The organism is Conexibacter stalactiti, from assembly GCF_033542075.1.
GTDB classification, from domain to species: domain Bacteria; phylum Actinomycetota; class Thermoleophilia; order Solirubrobacterales; family Solirubrobacteraceae; genus Conexibacter; species Conexibacter stalactiti.
In genome coordinates this window covers 89736-106974 of sequence record NZ_JAWSTH010000003.1, presented here as the reverse complement: position 1 = coordinate 106974, position 17239 = coordinate 89736, and the positions used below count along the sequence as shown (strand labels likewise).

Here is a 17239-nt window from a genome sequence, read left to right as displayed (position 1 = left end):
GTCCAGAGCGTCGTGGACGCTCTGGACCGGATGCCTCGCGGGGACGCGGCTCGTTGCTACGCGGCGACCGGCTCCGGCAGCGCGCTCGGCTCGATCGTCAGCTCGATCTCGCCGTCGGCGTCGCCGGCGGTGACACGGTCACCGTCACGCAGGCGACCTTCGACGATCGCCTTCGTCAGCACCTTCTCCAGCGTGCGGCGCACGTGGCGCTGCAGCGGGCGGGCGCCGTACTGCGGGTCGAAGCCCTCGCGCGCCAGGCGTGCGATCAGCTCCTGCTCGACGTCGAGCGAGATCTCGCGCTCGTCCTCCAGCCGGACCTCGACGCGGGCGACGATCAGCTCGCCGATCCGCTCGATCTGCTCGGCGCTGAGGGCGTCGAAGACGACCAGCTCGTCGATGCGGTTGACGAACTCCGGCAGGAAGGCGTTCTTCGCCGCCGCGATCATCCGCTCCGAGGCCTCCGCGCGGTCCAGCTCGCCGCCTTCCTCGGCGGTGAAGCCGATGCCGCGCTTCTTCGCGCCGCCGGCGCCGAGGTTCGACGTCATCACCAGGATCGTGTTGGTGAAGTCGACCGTGCGGCCCTCGCCGTCGGTCAGGCGGCCGTCGTCCATCAGCTGCAGCAGCACGTTCCAGACCTCGGGGTGCGCCTTCTCGATCTCGTCGAGCAGCACGACGCTGTACGGGCGGCGGCGCACCGGCTCGGTCAGCTGACCGCCGTCGCCGTAGCCGACGTAGCCGGGCGGCGATCCGATCAGCCGCGCGACCGTGTGCGGCTCGCGGAACTCGGACATGTCGATCCGCACGAGCGAGCGCTCGTCGCCGAACAGCCGCTCCGCCAGCGCCTTCACCAGCTCGGTCTTGCCGACGCCGGTCGGGCCGAGGAAGAGGAAGCTGCCGACCGGGCGGTCGCCCTCCGACAGGCCCACGCGGGCGCGGCGGATCGTGTCGGCGACGACCTCGACGGCCGCGTCCTGCCCGATCACGCGATCGTGCAGGTCCGACTCCAGCTCCTGCAGCTTCTCCAGCTCGCCTTCGACCAGCTCGCCGACCGGGATGCCGGTGCGCACCGCGACGACCGCGGCGACGTCGGTCTCTGTGACCGCCAGTCCGCCGGCGGCCGTTCCGGGGCGCGCGGCCTCGCCGGCCACGGCCTCGCCGGGCTCCAGCACCTCGATCTGCTGCTCCAGCCGCGCGATCCGCGTCTTCAGCTCCGACGCGTCCTCGTACGCCTCCGCGTCGACGGCGGCCTGCTTCTCGGCCTGCAGGTGCTCCAGCTCACGCCGCAGCTTCGCGACGTCGCCGCGCTCACCGTTCAGGTGCACGCGCGCGGAGGCCTGGTCGATCAGGTCGATCGCCTTGTCAGGCAGGTGGTACTCGGTCACGTAGCGATCCGACAGCCGCGCCGCGGCTTCGAGCGCCGCGTCGGCGATCTTGACGCCGTGGTGCTGCTCGTAGGCGGACCGCAGACCGCGCAGGATCGCGACCGTCGCCTCGACGGTCGGCTCCTCGACGTGGACCGCCGCGAACCGCCGCGCGAGCGCGCCGTCCTTCTCGATCTTGCGGTACTCGGCCAGCGTGGTCGCGCCGACGACGCGCAGCTCGCCGCGCGCCAGCAGCGGCTTCAGCAGGTTGGCGGCGTCCATCGCGCCCTCCGCCCCGCCCGCGCCGACGATCGTGTGCAGCTCGTCGATGAACAGCACGACCTTGCCGTCGCTGTCGACGACCTCCTGCAGCGCGGTCTTCAGGCGCTGCTCGAACTGGCCGCGGAACTGCGCCCCGGCGACCATGCCGCCGAGGTCGACCGCGACGAGGCGGACGTCGTGGAGCGTCTCAGGCACCTGCTGCTGCGCGATCCGCAGCGCCAGGCCCTCGGCGATCGCGGTCTTGCCGACCCCGGCCTCGCCGATCAGGACGGCGTTGTTCTTGCGCCGGCGGGCCAGCACCTCGATCGTCTGCTCGATCTCGTCGTCGCGCCCGATCACCGGGTCGATGCGGCCGTTGCGCGCGTCCTCGGTCAGGTCGCGGCCGAACTGGTCGAGCGTCGGGGTCTTGGAGCCGCCGTCGTCGCCGTCGCCGTGAGCTGTCGCGACGCCGCGCTGGTTGGGCGCCCACGCCGGACCGGGCTGCGGGAAGCTGCCGGCGCCGCGCGAGGCGCGCGGGAAGCCGCGCTCGTTGCGCTCGCCGTCGGCGGGCGGGAAGGCGCCGAACGGGCTCGGCCGACGCGGGTCGCGGCTGCCGCCGCCGGCGGCCGGGCCGGCGAGCAGCGTGCGGGCGCACGTCTCGCAGAGCGCGCCATCGACGCGCTGACCCTGCGCGGACCAAGCGACCGGAACGGTCCCCGGACGCTTTCCGCAGACGGCGCAGGACTCTGCGCCGCCGGTGCTGGAATGCTCGTGGTTCGCCATTGGAATCTCTGTCTCTCTCTGAGGGATCTCAGTTGGGAGGACTCAGATTACCAGATGTGCTTGCGTGTGCAACTATCTGTGAGCGCTTGCACACAGTTGCCGACGCGCCAGCGAGGGATGCGTGATTCCAGAGTAGGAAGGCGCCGCGGGCACCCGCCGAGATGGCGCGGCGCGACGCGTGCGCGGATGGCGAGAGCGCGCGCCGGATCGCGCCGCAACCGGCTCGTCATTCCCATCCGCGCGCCTCCCGACACATCGCCGGACAGCACAAAGACAATCGATTGATCTGCTTCGCCCGGCGCACTAGGGTCAGCGCGGACAATCGATTGACTTGAGGAGAGAGTCTTGTCGAAGAGATGGATGGCCGCGGCCTTGACCGCGGCGCTGGCGACCTCTGGGGCGGCGGTCGCCCACGCGGCGCCAGGCTCCCCCGGGCACGGCAGAGACGGACGCGCGACGAGCGCGTGGAAGGGCGGCGAGCTGCAGGTCGACACCGCCGGCGTCGTCTCACGCTCGGACCTCGTACTGGAGGACCCGGCGTGGCACGAGCCGCAGAGCATGCCGCTCGGCAACGGCCGGCTCGGCGCCGCCGTCTGGTCGCGCGACGGGTTCACCGCGCAGCTCAACCGCAACGACACCTTCCCCGACCTGAAGAGCGCCGGGCGGCTCTCCGTCCCCGGCCTCTTCCGGCTCGCCAGCGCCGCCGACTACGACGGCCGGCTCGCGCTGCACGACGCGGAGCTGCGCCAGCGCGGCGGCGGCATGACCGCGCGCGCCTACGTGCGCGCCGACAGCGACCAGCTCGTGCTGGAGGTGACCGGCGCGCCGGCCGGCGAACGGCAGACGGCCGAGCTGCGGCTGCCGGCCGCGCGCAGACCGGCGACCAGCGCCGACGGCGGGATCGCGGCGCTCGCCGAGACCTTCTCCGACGCGAGAAGCGGCGTCTCCAGCGGCGCCGTCGCCGCGATCACCGCGAAGGGCCGCGACGTGCGCGCCGAGGCGATCGACGGGACCACCGTGCGGATCAGCTTCCTGCCCGAGCGCGACGGCAGCTTCCGCGTCGTCGCCGGCGTCCCGACCTACAACGGCGGCGACGTCGCCGCCGCCGCGCGCGACGCGGTCGCCGGCGCGGGCGGCCCCGCCAGCAAGCTCGAACGGCCCCACCGCGACTGGTGGCACGCCTTCTGGGAGCAGGCCGCGCCGCTGCGCGTCGACTCGCCCGACGGCGTCGGCGAGTACATGGAGGCGCTGCGCGCGCAGCAGCTCTACACGACGGCCGCCACCCAGCGCAACGCCGTCCCGACCGGCCAGGCCGGCGCGGCCAACATGCTCAACCCGTGGCCCGACGGAGCCACCTCGCCGTCGACCTGGTTCCACTTCAACGTGCGCCAGCAGGTGTTCGCCAACTTCGGCGCCGGCACCGCCTCCTTCAACGACGCCTACCTGCGGCTCTACACCGACCGGCTCGCGAGGCTGCGCGCCTGGACGCAGGCCAACTGGCCCGGCGCTGAGGGCACCTGCGTGCCGGAGCTGATCCGCTTCGACGGCAGCGCCGACGGCTGCGTCGCCGCCGGCGAGCCGAGCTGGACCAACCGCATCCTCACCGGCGGCCTCGAGGTCTCGCACGACATCTGGCAGCAGTACCGCCACACCGGCGACCCGGCCGTGCTGCGGCAGGGCTACCCGCTGATGTCCGAGGTCGCGCGCTTCTACCTCTCGCAGCTGAGAGCGGGCGCCGACGGCCTCCTGCACCTCAACAACGTCAACGCGTTCGAGACGCAGTGGGGCACGACCGACCCCGCGCCCGACCTCGCCGGCATGCGGGTCGTCTTCCCGATCGTCGCGAGGCTGGCCGCCGAGCGCGGCGACGGCGAGCTGGCGGCGCGGCTGCGCGACGCCCACGCGAAGCTGCCGCCGCTGCCGACGACCAGCCGCGGCGGCGAGCAGGTGCTCGCCTGGTCGGCGACCGACGAGCCGGCGAAGAACACGCAGAACGTCGAGCTGGAGGCGCTGGTGCCGTGGGGGGTGCTCGGCGCCGACTCGCCGCTGATGCAGGCGAGCTTCCGCCAGCGCGTCTTCCCGCTCACGCGCGAGTGGAACGAGGACCCGATCTGGGCGGCGCGGCTGCATCTCCCGGACGAGATGCGGACGCTGCTCGTGCAGGGCACCGACGACCTGCAGAAGTACCCCAACGGCTTCACCGTCCACGGCAAGAACGACGACCCGCTCGTCGGCCGTCACCAGTACAGCTCGTGGAACGCGATCGTCGCGAGCGCGCTGCAGGAGGGGCTCGTGCAGTCCTATGACGGAACGGTCCGGATCGCGGCGTCGGTGCCGCGCGGCTGGAACGTCTCCGGCTCGGTCGAGATCGGCGGCGGGCATCGCGTCAGCACGCAGCTCGCCGACGGCGTGCCGACGGTCGTCGGGATCGAGGCCGGCGCCAGCGAGCGCGTGACGATCGCCAACCCGTGGCCCGGCGCCTGGGTGCGCGTCGTCGCGGCCGACCGCCGCGGCAGAGGCCATGGGCGCGGCGGCCACGGCGGTGACGGCGGCGGCACGGTCGTGCGGCCGACGCGCGCCGCGACCGTCGACGTGCCGCTCCAGCGCGGCCGCGCCTACACGCTGGAGCGGGTCGCCCGCCCGGCGGCGTCGTTCCGCTTCGGCACGCTCGCGGGCGCGCCGGCAAGCACCGTCAAGCGGCTCGGCGAGCGGACGCTCGGCGTCGCGAGCGGCCAGCCCAGCGCGCAGATCGCCAGCGACCTCGTCGCAAACGTCGCGCCGGAGAAGCTGCACGCGCTGACGCCCGCGCGCGTCGGCGCGCAGCTCTACGTCGACCGCTCCGACACGATCGCCGCGCTGCCGCCGGCGCTGGAGGGCGCGACGACGATCCGCGGCGCGACCGCCGACGCGCGTGTCACCGCGCCGACCGACTACCTGTCGTTCGACCTCAGCCGTCCGGCGCCGGTCGCGGTCGCGATCGACGCGCGCGGCGAGGGCAGATGGTGGCCGGCATGGCTGACCGAGCAGGGCTTCGAGCGCAGCGGCACGACCGTCGCCACGCGCGACTACCTGCAGCGCTTCCAGATCCAGGGCGGGAAGGTCCGCGCCTCCGGCGGCGGCGTCACGCTGACGCGCGCCGGCAGCGACTGGGGCGACCAGGTCGTCGAGGTCTCCGTCCACCAGGTGCAGGTCGGCGCCGCGGTCGTCTTCCGCGCGCCCGACAGCAGAAACGGCTACGTCTGGCAGCTCGGCGGGCCGCTCGGCAGCCCCGGCGGCCTCGGGCAGCTGCGGATGAGCGTGCTGGTCAACGGCAGATCGACGCTGCTCGGATCGGTCTCGCCGATCAGACCGGCGCCCGGTCACACCTACCGGCTGCGGATCGAGGCGATCGGCGACCGCATCCGCACGTTCGTCGACGGGACGCTGGTCGACGAGCGCACCGACGCGACCCACGCCGCCGGCAGAGTCGGCGTCTCGCTCGGCGGCAGCGACGTCGGCGTCTACGACGACTGGAAGGTGACGAACCCGGCCGGCGCGACGCTGTTCGAGGAGCGCTTCGACGGCGACCTGTCGGCCTGGGACGTCCCGGCCGGGCGCCAGGACAACCCGCTCGTCGTCTTCACGAAGCAGTTCCCGGCCGGGCGCGTGACGCTCGGGCCGCCCTCCGGCATCAGCGGGCAGGGCGACGCGCCGTACGTCACGTTCGTCGGCGGGAGGTGACGCGGTAGGAGCGCGGCGTGGCGGCGGCTAGGGAGTCGTCGCCGCGCCGGGCGTCGTGCCGGCGTCCGGCGTCGTACCGGCGCCGGGCGTCGTGCCCGCGTCCGGCGTCGAGCCGGCGTCGGGCACGATCACGGTGCGCCCGTCGGCGAGTCTGTAGACGGTCCCCAGTCTCTCGCCCTGGCCGACCACTCTCTCCCCCGGTCTCAGCTCGATCGTTCTGACCGTCTCGCCGGCTCTCGTGACGATCGAGCCCTCCGGCGCGCCGTTTCTGTTCGGCGTTCTGTTGATCAGGTCGTCGGTCAGGTTGAGCGAGGAGAGCGACGACAGCAGGAACGCGATCGACAGCACGATGCCGAGGTCGAAGAGGTTGACGAGCCCGTCGAGCGGGTCGCCGGCGCGATCCTCGCGCGAGCGGGCGCGGGCACGGATCGTCGGCTGGCCGGGGGCGCCGCCGGGCGGTCCGTAGCGGGTCATGCCGAGGACTCCGCCGACAGCTTCTCCGCCGCCGACTCCATCCCGACGCTCTGGCGCGGATGGGTGTGCAGCGGCGGGGCGGCGGCCGGGAAGGTCGCCAGCTGCGCGTTGACGTACTCGATGTCGGAGTAGTCCTGGTCGTACATGCGGTCGCGCACCAGCGAGACCGCGAAGGCGATCGCACCGATGAGCAGGCCGGCGACGGTGACGCTGAAGGCGACGCGGAGGTCGTCGGTGAGCCGCTCGACGTCGCCGTCGCCGAGCGCGGCGAGCGCCGGCGAGAGCGGGATCAGCGTGCCCATCAGGCCGAGCGCCGGGCCCATCCGCACGAGGATGCGGGTCCGCTCCAGCCGCTTGACCGAGCGGTAGTCGTACTCGGCGAGGCGCTTGGCGATGCGGTTGGCGGCGTCGGGATGGTCGCGCTGCTCGACGATCGCCTCCAGCGCCTCGTTCATCGCGTCGTTGTAGCCGACGCTTCTGACCGCGCGCAGGGCGGTCGCTCTGTCGCCGGCGGCGAGCGCCTCGCGCGCGAGGTCGACGGCGTGCTCGGTGCGCGCGACGCTGCGGACGCGGCGCCGGCGCTGCTCGGCGAGCAGGCTGCCGACCTCGGCGATCGCGACGATGAGCGCGAGCACGGAGCCGATCAGCACCGGGTAGCGCAGCGCGTCGGAGATCTCGAAGAGGATGTTTTCGATCGTCATGGTCTGAAGTACGGGAGCGTCGTGCGGGATTCGAGCCCCCATCCAAGCACGACGAGCAGCAGGAGGCCGAGCGCCACCCACACGCCGGTCGGCACGTGCAGCGATCTGTCGGCCTGCGGCGGCTTCAACCCGAGCAGCTCCTGGTCGGCGGGCGTGATGGCGGCGCTCGGGACGACCGGCACGCCGGTCGCGGAGGCGAGCAGGTAGCCGTCGACCGTCTCGCCCTGCGGCAGCTCCGGCGCGGCCGCTCTTCTGGCCGGCGCTCTTCTCTGCGGCGCTCTTCTCACCGGCGTGGCCGGGGCGGTCGGCGCGGGGTCGGGCGTCGGGGGCGGCGTCGCGGCCGGCGCCGGCGGCGTGTAGCCGCTGCTGCCGCCGCCGTTGTAGCTGCCGTCGCCGCTCGTCTGCGGCACCTCCGGCGCGTCGGTCGCGGCGTCGTCGGGCGCGTCCTCCTGCGGCGCGTCTCTGACGCCCTTGCCTCTGCCGCCGGCCGTTCTGACCCTGTCTCTGTCTCTCTCGGGCAGATAGCCGTCGTCGGGTCTTTCGCGAGAGATGACCGCGAACGACGTCAGCCCCTGCCCGCTGTCGATCGGTCGGCCGTTCTGGAGGTAGGTGACCGTCACGTTGTAGTCACCGGCCTCGTCGAATCTGCGCACGGTCCCCGGCTCGCTGGTTTTGAAGCGCGTCCCCGCCGCGTCGTTGATGTACCACTCGTACGTCAACGACGCCGGGTCGTAGCCGAACGGCACCGTCACGACGAATCTGATCGATCCGCCCTCGCGCACCCCGGACGGCAGCGCGGTGACCGCCGGCTCCTGGCGCAGGTTGAGCCGCAGGACGTTGTCGGCCGACGGCACGACGATGATTCTCGCGTCGTCGCCGGTCGCCGAGCGCACGAGCTTGAGCTGGCCGTCGGTGTCCTGGAAGACACCCGCCGTCATGCTGTTCGCCATCAGCGACTGCCCGCTCATGACGAGGTCGTAGGTGCCGGCGCGCGGGGCCGCGACCGCGTTGTAGGTCGTCAGCTCCAGGTCGAACAGGTTGAGGATCGTTCTGAGCGAGACGGAGGCCATCACGCTGCGTTGGCCGTTTTCGCCGTCCGGCACCCAGAACGGGGCGCCCGAGAGGTGATTGATCAGTCTCGACCACGGGATCGTCAGCGGCGCGGCGGCCGGGTCGGCGGGCTGTATCGAGACGATCGGATCCTGCGCCGTCCCCGCCGGCGGCGCCTCCTGCGCCTGCGCCGGCACGGCACAGGCGATCAGCAGCGCCGCGAGAGCCAGCAGCGCGCGCAGCGGATGCTGGCGGGCCGTGGCACGGAGACGGTCGTTCGAGCGGCGCATGGGCGGTGACGCGAAGGCCGTCGGAGCAACGCCGCGTCACCGCAACCTTACTACGGATTAGGCGTCCCTAAGAGGGGTGGGACGGCCGACCGCGCGGACGAACACCCAGCTCTTGAGCGCGACGTAGCGGGTCACCGTCGCCGCCAGACCGGCGATGACGAGCACGCTCAGCTGGACCCAGCCGGCCGGATCCGCGTCGATCCCGTGCAGCGTCGCGAGCGCGCCGCTGGTCAGCGCCAAGGTCAGCACGAAGACGACGACGCCCTGCGCGTACTGGCGCACGCGCTCGGCGCTGCCGCGGATGCCGAAGGTCCAGCGGCGGTTGGCGGCCGTGTTGGCGACGGCGGTCGTGCCGAGCGCGATCACGTTCGCGAGCGCGGCGCCGAGCGCGAGGCCGCCGCTGAGCAGCACGAACAGCAGCGCGTAGGCGAGCGTCGAGGCGACGCCGACCGACATGAAGCGCACGATCGGGCTGTCGAGCAGCAGCCGCCAGACGCCGAGCAGGTCGGCCTTCGCGGTCGAGACGATGTCGACACGCGAGTCGGGGTCGTCGACCCAGTCGACCGGCACCTCGTGGATCCGCAGGCCGCGCCGCTGCGCGAGCACGAGCAGCTCGGTGTCGAAGAACCAGCCCTCGTCCTTGACGTCGGGCAGCAGCGTCGCCAGCGCGTCGGCGCGGACGGCCTTGAAGCCGCACTGCGCGTCGCTGAAGCGCGCCCTCAGGACCGTGTGGAGGATCGCGTTGTAGGAGCGCGAGATCAGCTCGCGCTTCGGCCCTCGCACGACGCGCGCGCCGTGCGCCAGGCGCGTGCCGATCGCGACGTCGCTGTGACCCGAGAGCAGCGGCGCCACCAGCGGCAGCAGCGCGCGCAGGTCGGTCGAGAGGTCGACGTCCATGTAGGCGACGACGCGCGCGCCGGAGGCCGACCAGGCGGCCCGCAGCGCGCGACCGCGGCCCTTCTGCGCCAGCCGCATGTAGGCGACGTCGCGCAGCTCGCCGGCCAGTGCCCGGCCGATCCGCTCGGTCGCGTCGACCGAGGCGTTGTCGGCGACGACGATCCGCCACGAGAACGGCAGCTCGGCGGTGAGGAAGCGGTGGAGGCGCCGCACGCAGGTCTCGAGCGTCGCCTGCTCGTTGTACACGGGGACGACGATCTCGACCTGGGGCGCCGAGGTGACGATTGACATGGGACCAGCGTCGATCCCGGCCGTGCGAGCACCGTGGGCGCTCGCTGGGGATTCACTGAGACGGCAGCGTGACGGTGAACTCGGCGCCGCCGCCAGGGGCGTTGGCGGCGCCGACGGCGCCGCGATGGGCGTCGACGATCCCGGCGACGATCGCGAGGCCGAGCCCGGCGCCGGCCTGGCCGCGGGTGCGGCCGCCCTCGGCGCGCCAGAAGCGCTCGAACAGCTCCGCCGGGTCCGTGTCGGGCGGCAGCCCGGGGCCGTGGTCGCGCACGACGATCCGCGTCGTGCCGGCGGCGCCCTCGGCCGCCTCGACGGCGACCTCGATCGGCGTCCCCGCCGGCGTGTGCACCAGCGCGTTCCGAAGCAGGTTCGCCAAGACCTGGTGGAGCTGGGCGGCGTTGCCCTCGACGACCGCCGTGCCGCCGACCGGCAGTCCCAGCGTCAGCTCGCGCTCGGGCGCCGCGGCGCGCGCGTCGTCGACGGCGTCGCGCGCGAGCGCGGCGAGGTCGACCGGGCCGTGCTCGGCCTCGCGCACCTCGTCGAGGCGCGCGAGCGCGAGCAGGTCCTCGACCAGCACCCCCATCCGCGTCGCCTCCTCCTCGATCCGCCGCATCGCCTTCTCGGTGTCCTCGGGCGAGCGCGCGGCGCCGATCCGGAACAGCTCCGCGTAGCCGCGGATCGAGGAGAGCGGCGTGCGCAGCTCGTGCGAGGCGTCGGCGAGGAAGACGCGCAGCCGCTCCTCGCTCTGGCGCCGCTGCTCGAAGGCGACCTCGAGCCGGTCGAGCATGCCGTTGAAGGCGAGGCCGAGCCTGCCGACCTCGCTGCGCGGGTCGGTCGCCGCGACGCGCTGCGAGAGGTCGCCGCCGGCGATCTTGCCGGCGGTGTGGGTCATCCGCTCCAGCGGCAGCAGCCCGACGCGCACCAGCAGCCAGGCGCCGACGCCGAGCAGCAGCAGCACCCCGCCGATCACCAGCCCCTCGACGAGCAGCAGCCGCTCGAGCGTCTGGTCGACGTCGGTCAGCGGGATCGCGGCGACGATCGTGCCGGCGCCGGCCGGATCTCTCGACGCCAGCACGCGGAACTGCACGTCGCTGTCGCCGCGCGCGTCGACGGTGAACGGCTCACCCGGCGTGATCACCGCCGGCAGCTTCGGCTGCGGCGTGGCGGCGTCCTCGTCGTAGGCGATCACGACCGGGTCGCCGATCGCCTCGCCGTTGCTGTCGTAGCGCTCGCCCCAGGTGCCCGGCGGCAGCCCGAAGCCGGGCTCCTTGCCGCCCGGCGGGCCGGCCGGACGACCGCCGCCGCCGAGTCCGCCGCCGACCGGTCCGGGCGCGACGCCCGCGCCGTTCTCGGCGAGCGCGCGCGCCAGCGCCATCGGCGCCTCCTCGAGCTGCTGGTCGACGCGGTCGAGCAGGAACGAGCGCTGCTCGGCGTAGGTGATCCCGGCGAGCGCCACCAGCCCGACCGCGGCGAGCGCGAGCAGGCCGGCGACCAGGCGCGCGCGCAGCGACCTCACCGCGGCTGCCTCACGTGGCGCGCGGCAGCCGCAGGGCGTAGCCGACGCCGCGCACCGTCTGGATCAACGGCGGCCCGTGCGCGTCGAGCTTCTTGCGCAGGTAGCTGACGTAGGTCTCCAGCACGCGCGCGTCGCCGCCGAAGTCGTAGCTCCAGACGTGCTCCAGCAGCTGCGCGCGCGTCAGCACCCGCCGTGGGTTGAGCATCAGGTAGCGCAGGAGCCGGTACTCGGTCGCGGTCAGGTCGATGAACTCGCCGGCGCGGGTCACCTCGCGCGCGTCGTCGTCCAGCTCGAGGTCCTCGAAGACCAGTCTGCTCGACTCCGCCTCGGCGACGCCGCTGCGGCGCAGGATCGTGCGGATGCGGGCGACCAGCTCCTCGAGGCTGAACGGCTTCGTGACGTAGTCGTCGCCGCCGAGCGTCAGGCCGCGCACTCTGTCGTCGGTCGCGTCGCGCGCGGTGAGGAAGATGATCGGCACCTTCGCGCGCTCGGCGCCGAGCCGTCTGGCGACGTCGAAGCCCTCCATGTCGGGCAGCATCACGTCGAGCAGCAGCAGATGCGGGCGGAACACGAGCACCTGCTGCAGCGCCTCGGCACCGGTCGCCGCCGAAGCGACCTCGAAGCCCTGGAATCTGAGCGCCATCGTGATCACGTCCACGATGTTGGGCTCGTCATCGACGACGAGCACCCGATGGGTCTGGTCACCCTGGGGGTTCATGGCTGCAGTATCCCTACCCAACCTGGGAGCTTCCTGAGTGCCGGCTGTGCGCAGCGCGCTCATGACGCCAGCGCCCGCAGCGCGTCGGCCGTGCCCTGCAGGTCGTAGAGCCCGTCGACGGTCGTCTCGCTGCCCACCTGCGCCGCCGCGTCCATCGCGGTGGTGGAGCCGGTGCGGCCGTCGTTGCCCATCCCGCCGCTGCCGCTGTCGCTCACGAGCACCCAGCGGATCTCGCCGCTCTCGACGGCGTTCGCGAGCCAGTCGACCGAGACCTCGCTCTCACGGCCGGAGAAGCCGCCGATGCCGGCGACGCTCGCGCCCGACTGGATGATCGAGGTCGCCGCGCCCTGTTGGCTGGAGACGCCGATCGTGCCGCCGCCGTTGGCGTTCACGTAGGTGAGCGCCTCGGTCAGGTTGGCGTCGCCGCCGAACATGCCGCCTCCGCCGCCCCCGGGGCCGCCGGTCATCCCGGCGGGAGGCGTCCCCAACTGCATCTGGGGGCCGCCCTGCGTCATCCCGGGCGGTCCGCCCTGGCCGCCGCCGAAGCCGCCTCTGCCACCCATCCCGCCCGGCCCGCCGCCGCCCGGCCCGCCGCCCATCCCGACGTCCGCGGGTCCGCCCGCGGGGAAGGTCGAGCTGGTCGCGTGGCCCAGCGTCTGGAAGGCCCAGCTGGCCGGCGCGAACAGCAGCAGCGCGAGCATCGCCGCGAGCGCCGCGTTGCGCAGTCGCCCGCTGACGCCCGGGAGCGCCACCGCCACGACGGTCGCGCCGCCGGCGAGCACGACGACCGGCGCCAGCCAGCCCATGTCGCCGGTCGCGTGCAGGACCGCCAGCGTCGTGATCACGCCGCCGGCGACGGCCGCCGCGCCGACGATCCGCGCCCGCGTGCCGCCTTCCTGCACCAGCCCGACCGTCGCGCCGACGAGCGCCGCCGCGAACGGCGCCAGCGCCGAGACGTAGTACGGGTGGAAGATCCCTCTCGCGAAGCTGAACGCGATCGCGCTGGTGGCGAAGGCGCCGCCGACCGCGATCAGCCAGCCGCTGCGCAGGTCCGAGCGGCGCAGCCGCGTCGCGACGAGCAGGCCGATCCCGCCGACGAGCGCGACGCCGAGCAGCCAGCCGACCTGGCCGCCGAGCGACTCGCCCAGCAGCCGCAGCGGGCCGGCGTCGCCGCCGAAGACGGAGCCGCCACCGCCGCCGCCACCCGGACCGCCCGTCCCGCCGCCGGGCCCGCCGAGCTGTCCATCGAGCCGGCCGAGGCCGTTGTAGTCCATGATCAGCGACCAGATCGAGTTGTCAGTCGTGCCGCCGACCCACGGCCGGTCGGCCGCGGGCGTCAGCCACACCAGCAGCGGCCACGCCAGCCCGACCGCCGCCAGCGCGATCCCGCCGAGCAGGAGCTGCTTGAAGCTGTCGAGCAGGCCGCGGCCGCGCGGCGAGGTCCACAGCCACGCGAGCGCGATCCCGGGCACGACCAGCAGCGCCGCGCCCATCTTCGCCTCGAAGCCGAGGCCGACCATCACGCCCGCGAGCACGATCCACTTCGTGCGGCCGTCTTCGAGGCCGCGCACGAGGAACCAGATCGCCGCGACCGAGCAGAGGATCAGCAGCGCGTCGGGGTTGTTGTGGCGCGAGATCGCGACGGTGACCGGCGTCAGCACGAGCGCGAGCCCGGCCGCGAAGCCGGCCGCGCGGCTGAAGCGGCGCCGCACGAGGTCGTAGGTGAGGCCGGCGCTCGCCATCCCCATCAGCGCCTGCGGCACGAGGATCGCGAGCGAGTTGAAGCCGAACAGGCGGACCGACAGCGCCTGCACCCACAGCGCCAGCGGCGGCTTGTCGACGGTCATCAGCCCGCTGCTGTCGAACGAGCCGTAGAGGAAGTCGTGCCAGCTCTCCGACATCGAGCGGACGGCAGCGCTGTAGTACGTGTTGGCCCAGCCGTTGCGGCTGAGCGCCCACAGGTAGAGCACGCCGGCCAGCACCAGCAGCCCGAGCAGCTCGGGGCGGCGCCGCAGCGCGGTCAGGAAGGCGGTCGCCTTCGAAGGGGCGGCGGCATCGGTCGCCGCGCCTGCCGGGGCGGCCCGGCCGCCGAGGCCGGCGGCCGCGCCGGCATGTTCGAGCTTCGCTGGATTCGGTCGCATGGTCGAGCATCGTGCGACCGCTCCCTGGGAGCACCCTGGGAGGCGCCCGAGCGGTGGCCGGGAGGCGTGCGCGGCGCCCCGTCCTCGCACGGAGAGGGGGCGAACCCGCGCGCCGACTCTCATAGTTCTTTGAGGTGAGGACAAGGAGTCGTTCAGGGTTCGCGGTGATGCTGCAGCCATGAACAGCGCGGCGATCTCCTCAAATCGCACCTCCCTCCCCTCCCTGCAGGCGCTCTATTCCGACCCGACCCGCCGTCGTTCGCGCGAGCGCGACCTCGGGCTGCGCTGGAGAGCGCGCGACGGCTCGACCTACCGCGCCGCCTGGATCGAGGAGACGGAAGAGCTGTACACCGTCCGCCACCTCGACGGCGAGGGTCACGGCGGCAGCGTGCGGATCCTCGGCCGCGTGCCGGCCGCGAGAGTCGAGCGTGCGCTGCGCGACTGGCCCGCCGTCTGCGGCGGCGACGCCTCCTACGAGTGGCTGCTCTGGCAGGTCCGCCGGCTGCCGCGCTGAAGCGGCGACGCCCCTCCCCGCGGCCCCGCGCGCGCTGACCCGCGCCCGCGACGGCGCTTGCCTCGCCGCCGCCCGCCCGCCTAGGCTTGCGCCGGTAAACGGCGCGGAGGAGTTCCGGTGAACAACAAACGGCTGACGCTGGTGGCGATGATCTTCGCCGTCGCGATGATGTTCATCGACCAGACGATCGTCGCGCTCGCGATCCCGGAGCTGCAGGACGACCTGTCGCTGTCGGCGACCGGCGCGCAGTGGATCATCAACGGCTACCTGCTCGCGCTCTCGGCCCTCTTCGCGCTCGGCGGCAAGCTCGCCGACGTGCTCGGCCACCGGCGGATGGTGCTGATCGGTGTCGTCGGCTTCGCGCTCTTCTCCGCCCTCTGCGGCGCCACGCCGACCGGCGACTTCGGCGAGACGTGGATGATCTTCTTCCGCATCCTGCAGGGCGCCAGCGCCGCGGTGCTGTTCCCGGCCGCGCTCGCGATCGTCGTCGCCGCCTACCCGCTGCGCGAGCGCGGCAAGGCGCTGGCGATCTTCTTCGCCGCCACCGGCGGCCTCACCGCGGTCGGCCCGCTCGCCGGCGGCTACCTGACCGAGTGGACGTGGCGCGCGATCTTCTGGGTCAACGTCCCGGTCGCGATCATCGCGGTCGTGCTGACGCTGCGCGCCAAGCCCGACCAGAGACCGCACAGAGTCCCGATCGACTACCGCGGCGCGGTGCTCGTCTCGATCGCGATGGGCCTCGCCGTGCTCGGCCTCCAGCAGGCGGCCGTGTGGGGTTGGGCCGACCCGCGCACGATCGGCTGCATAGTCGCCGGGCTGGTGCTGCTCGTCGTCTTCGTGCTCTACCAGCTGCGCACGACCGATCCGCTGATCCAGGTGCGGATCTTCGCCCAGAGAGCGTTCAGCGCCGACAACCTCGTGCTGTTCCTGATATCGGCCGTGTTCGTGCCGCTCTTCTTCTTCGCCAGCGTCTACGCGCAGGCGTCGCTCGACTACAGCTCGAGCGAGGCCGGCCTCTTCCTGCTCGTCTTCTTCGGCGGCTTCGCGACGGCCTCGCAGTGGGGCGGGCGGATCCTCGACAGCAAGGGCGCCAAGCCGGCGGTCGCGCTCGGCTGCATAGTCGCGGCGCTCGGCTTCTGGCTCTGGGGCCAGCAGCTGCCCGACATGGACTTCTCCAACCAGTGGTACTACCTCGCGCTCGCGGGCGCCGGCATGGGCCTGGTGCTCGGACCGGTCAGCACCGACGCCGTCAACCGCGCGCCGAGAACGAGCTACGGCGAGGTCACCGGCATCACGCAGACGGTGCGCAACTTCGGCGCCTCGCTCGGCCTCGCGATCCTCGGCTCGGTCCTGATCAGCGAGAACGTCCGCCGCATCGACGACTCACTCACGTCCAGAGGCGTGCCGAGCGCCTGCGCCGAGTCGATCGCGCACTCGATCTCCGGCGGCAGCGCCGCCGCAGGCAGCGCCTGCGGCTCCGGCGGCGGCCCGACCAGAGCGATGCTCGACGCCGTCCAGCTCGACGTCGCGCAGTCGACGCAGGTCGTCGTCTACGCGATGGCGGGGATCATGGTCGTCGCCTTCCTCGTCGCCAGATTCGGGATGCCGCGCGGCCGCGTCGAGGAGCAGGTCGTGGCCGACGACGAGACCGCCGCCGCGCCAGCGGCGTAGATTCCGCACGCATGAGCCCATTCGAGACCGAACTGCGCCGCCTCGACGGCAGCGACCTCGACCGTGACGCGCTCGCCGAGCGCGTCGTCCTCGTCGTCAACGTCGCCTCGCGCTGCGGCCTGACGCCGCAGTACGAGGGGCTGGAGCGGCTGCAGCAGCGCTTCGGCGACGACGCCTTCACCGTCCTCGGCGTGCCCTGCAACCAGTTCATGGGCCAGGAGCCCGGCACGCCGGAGGAGATCGCCACCTTCTGCTCGACGACCTACGGCACGACCTTCCCGCTGACGGAGAAGGTCGAGGTCAACGGCGAGGAGCGCCATCCGCTCTACGCGCACCTGACCGCCCATCCCGACGCCGCCGGCGAGGCCGGCGACGTGCAGTGGAACTTCGAGAAGTTCCTGCTCGCCCCCGGCGGCGAGGTGGTCGCCCGCTTCCGCCCGCAGACCGAGCCGGAGTCCGACGACGTCGTCGGCGCGATCGAAGCGGCGCTGGCGCGCGCGGGAGCCTGAGCTACCGCACCTTCACGGTCATCTTCATGCCCGGGTGGATCGTGCAGTGGATCGCGTACGTGCCGGCGCGGCCGAGCTGCTTCGAGTAGCTGCCGCGCACCTTGTTCGGGCTGTGGAAGCGCGTCGGCCCTCTCGACACGGAGACGTTGTGCGCGGCGCGGCCGCGCCAGACCCATCTGACGGTCGTCCCCTTGGCGACCGTCAGTGCGGTCGGCGCGAAGACGTTGTCCTTGACGGTGACGGTCTTGGTGGCGGCGAGCGCGGGCACGACGGCGAGCGCGCCGCCGCCGGCGGCGACGATGGCTGCCGCCGCCGCGACGAGGAGCTTGCGGTTGATCATGA

13 protein-coding genes are annotated in these 17239 nt (G+C 73.1%); 4 read left to right on the top strand and 9 right to left on the bottom strand.

The window, feature by feature from the left end; genetic code table 11:
- Positions 1 to 56: 56 nt before the first annotated feature.
- On the bottom strand, positions 57 to 2405 hold the full coding sequence (locus R7226_RS02570) for an ATP-dependent Clp protease ATP-binding subunit (RefSeq protein WP_318595466.1): 2349 nt from the start codon (positions 2403 to 2405) through the stop codon (positions 57 to 59).
- 345 nt (positions 2406 to 2750) lie between these two features.
- Here R7226_RS02570 and R7226_RS02565 point away from each other — a divergent pair, with 345 nt between their 5' ends.
- Positions 2751 to 6125, top strand: a complete 3375-nt coding sequence (locus R7226_RS02565) for a glycosyl hydrolase family 95 catalytic domain-containing protein (RefSeq protein ID WP_318595465.1) — start codon at positions 2751 to 2753, stop codon at positions 6123 to 6125.
- A 27-nt stretch (positions 6126 to 6152) separates the two neighbouring features.
- Here R7226_RS02565 and R7226_RS02560 read toward each other — a convergent pair whose 3' ends face one another.
- Genes R7226_RS02560 through R7226_RS02530 form a run of 7 tightly spaced genes read right to left on the bottom strand, consistent with a single transcriptional unit; the run spans position 6153 to position 14203 of the window.
- The gene (locus R7226_RS02560; RefSeq protein ID WP_318595464.1) at positions 6153 to 6599 is read right to left on the bottom strand and encodes a DUF2149 domain-containing protein; all 447 of its coding nucleotides are present in this window, start codon (positions 6597 to 6599) and stop codon (positions 6153 to 6155) included.
- Positions 6596 to 7300 (bottom strand): MotA/TolQ/ExbB proton channel family protein, encoded by a 705-nt coding sequence (locus R7226_RS02555; protein WP_318595463.1) that lies wholly within the window; start codon positions 7298 to 7300, stop codon positions 6596 to 6598. Before R7226_RS02555 ends, R7226_RS02560 begins: the two co-directional genes overlap by 4 nt.
- A complete protein-coding gene (locus R7226_RS02550) occupies positions 7297 to 8640 on the bottom strand; it encodes a PKD domain-containing protein (RefSeq protein ID WP_318595462.1) in 1344 nt (447 codons plus the stop codon). Before R7226_RS02550 ends, R7226_RS02555 begins: the two co-directional genes overlap by 4 nt.
- Before the next feature lie 57 nt (positions 8641 to 8697).
- Complete coding sequence (locus tag R7226_RS02545; RefSeq protein ID WP_318595461.1) at positions 8698 to 9828, bottom strand: bifunctional glycosyltransferase family 2/GtrA family protein; 1131 nt, start codon at positions 9826 to 9828, stop codon at positions 8698 to 8700.
- A 52-nt stretch (positions 9829 to 9880) separates the two neighbouring features.
- Complete coding sequence (locus R7226_RS02540; protein ID WP_318595460.1) at positions 9881 to 11344, bottom strand: sensor histidine kinase; 1464 nt, start codon at positions 11342 to 11344, stop codon at positions 9881 to 9883.
- Between the two features lie 10 nt (positions 11345 to 11354).
- Positions 11355 to 12062: a response regulator transcription factor gene (locus R7226_RS02535; protein ID WP_318595459.1), complete on the bottom strand. Its 708-nt coding sequence runs from the start codon at positions 12060 to 12062 to the stop codon at positions 11355 to 11357.
- 59 nt (positions 12063 to 12121) lie between these two features.
- Positions 12122 to 14203, bottom strand: a complete 2082-nt coding sequence (locus R7226_RS02530; protein ID WP_318595458.1) for a glycosyltransferase family 39 protein — start codon at positions 14201 to 14203, stop codon at positions 12122 to 12124.
- A 178-nt stretch (positions 14204 to 14381) separates the two neighbouring features.
- Here R7226_RS02530 and R7226_RS02525 point away from each other — a divergent pair, with 178 nt between their 5' ends.
- The 3 genes from R7226_RS02525 to R7226_RS02515 all read left to right on the top strand — a co-directional run bounded on the left by R7226_RS02525 (position 14382) and on the right by R7226_RS02515 (position 16897).
- Positions 14382 to 14717, top strand: a complete 336-nt coding sequence (locus R7226_RS02525; RefSeq protein WP_318595457.1) for a hypothetical protein — start codon at positions 14382 to 14384, stop codon at positions 14715 to 14717.
- A 147-nt stretch (positions 14718 to 14864) separates the two neighbouring features.
- The gene (locus R7226_RS02520; protein ID WP_404827758.1) at positions 14865 to 16388 is read left to right on the top strand and encodes an MFS transporter; all 1524 of its coding nucleotides are present in this window, start codon (positions 14865 to 14867) and stop codon (positions 16386 to 16388) included.
- Positions 16389 to 16399: 11 nt separating this feature from the next.
- On the top strand, positions 16400 to 16897 hold the full coding sequence (locus R7226_RS02515) for a glutathione peroxidase (protein WP_318595455.1): 498 nt from the start codon (positions 16400 to 16402) through the stop codon (positions 16895 to 16897).
- 1 nt (position 16898) lies between these two features.
- Here R7226_RS02515 and R7226_RS02510 read toward each other — a convergent pair whose 3' ends face one another.
- Positions 16899 to 17237 carry a cupredoxin domain-containing protein gene (locus tag R7226_RS02510; RefSeq protein WP_318595454.1) on the bottom strand — a complete coding sequence of 113 codons (339 nt, stop codon included), beginning with the start codon at positions 17235 to 17237 and terminating at the stop codon, positions 16899 to 16901.
- Between the last annotated feature and the right edge of the window lie 2 nt (positions 17238 to 17239).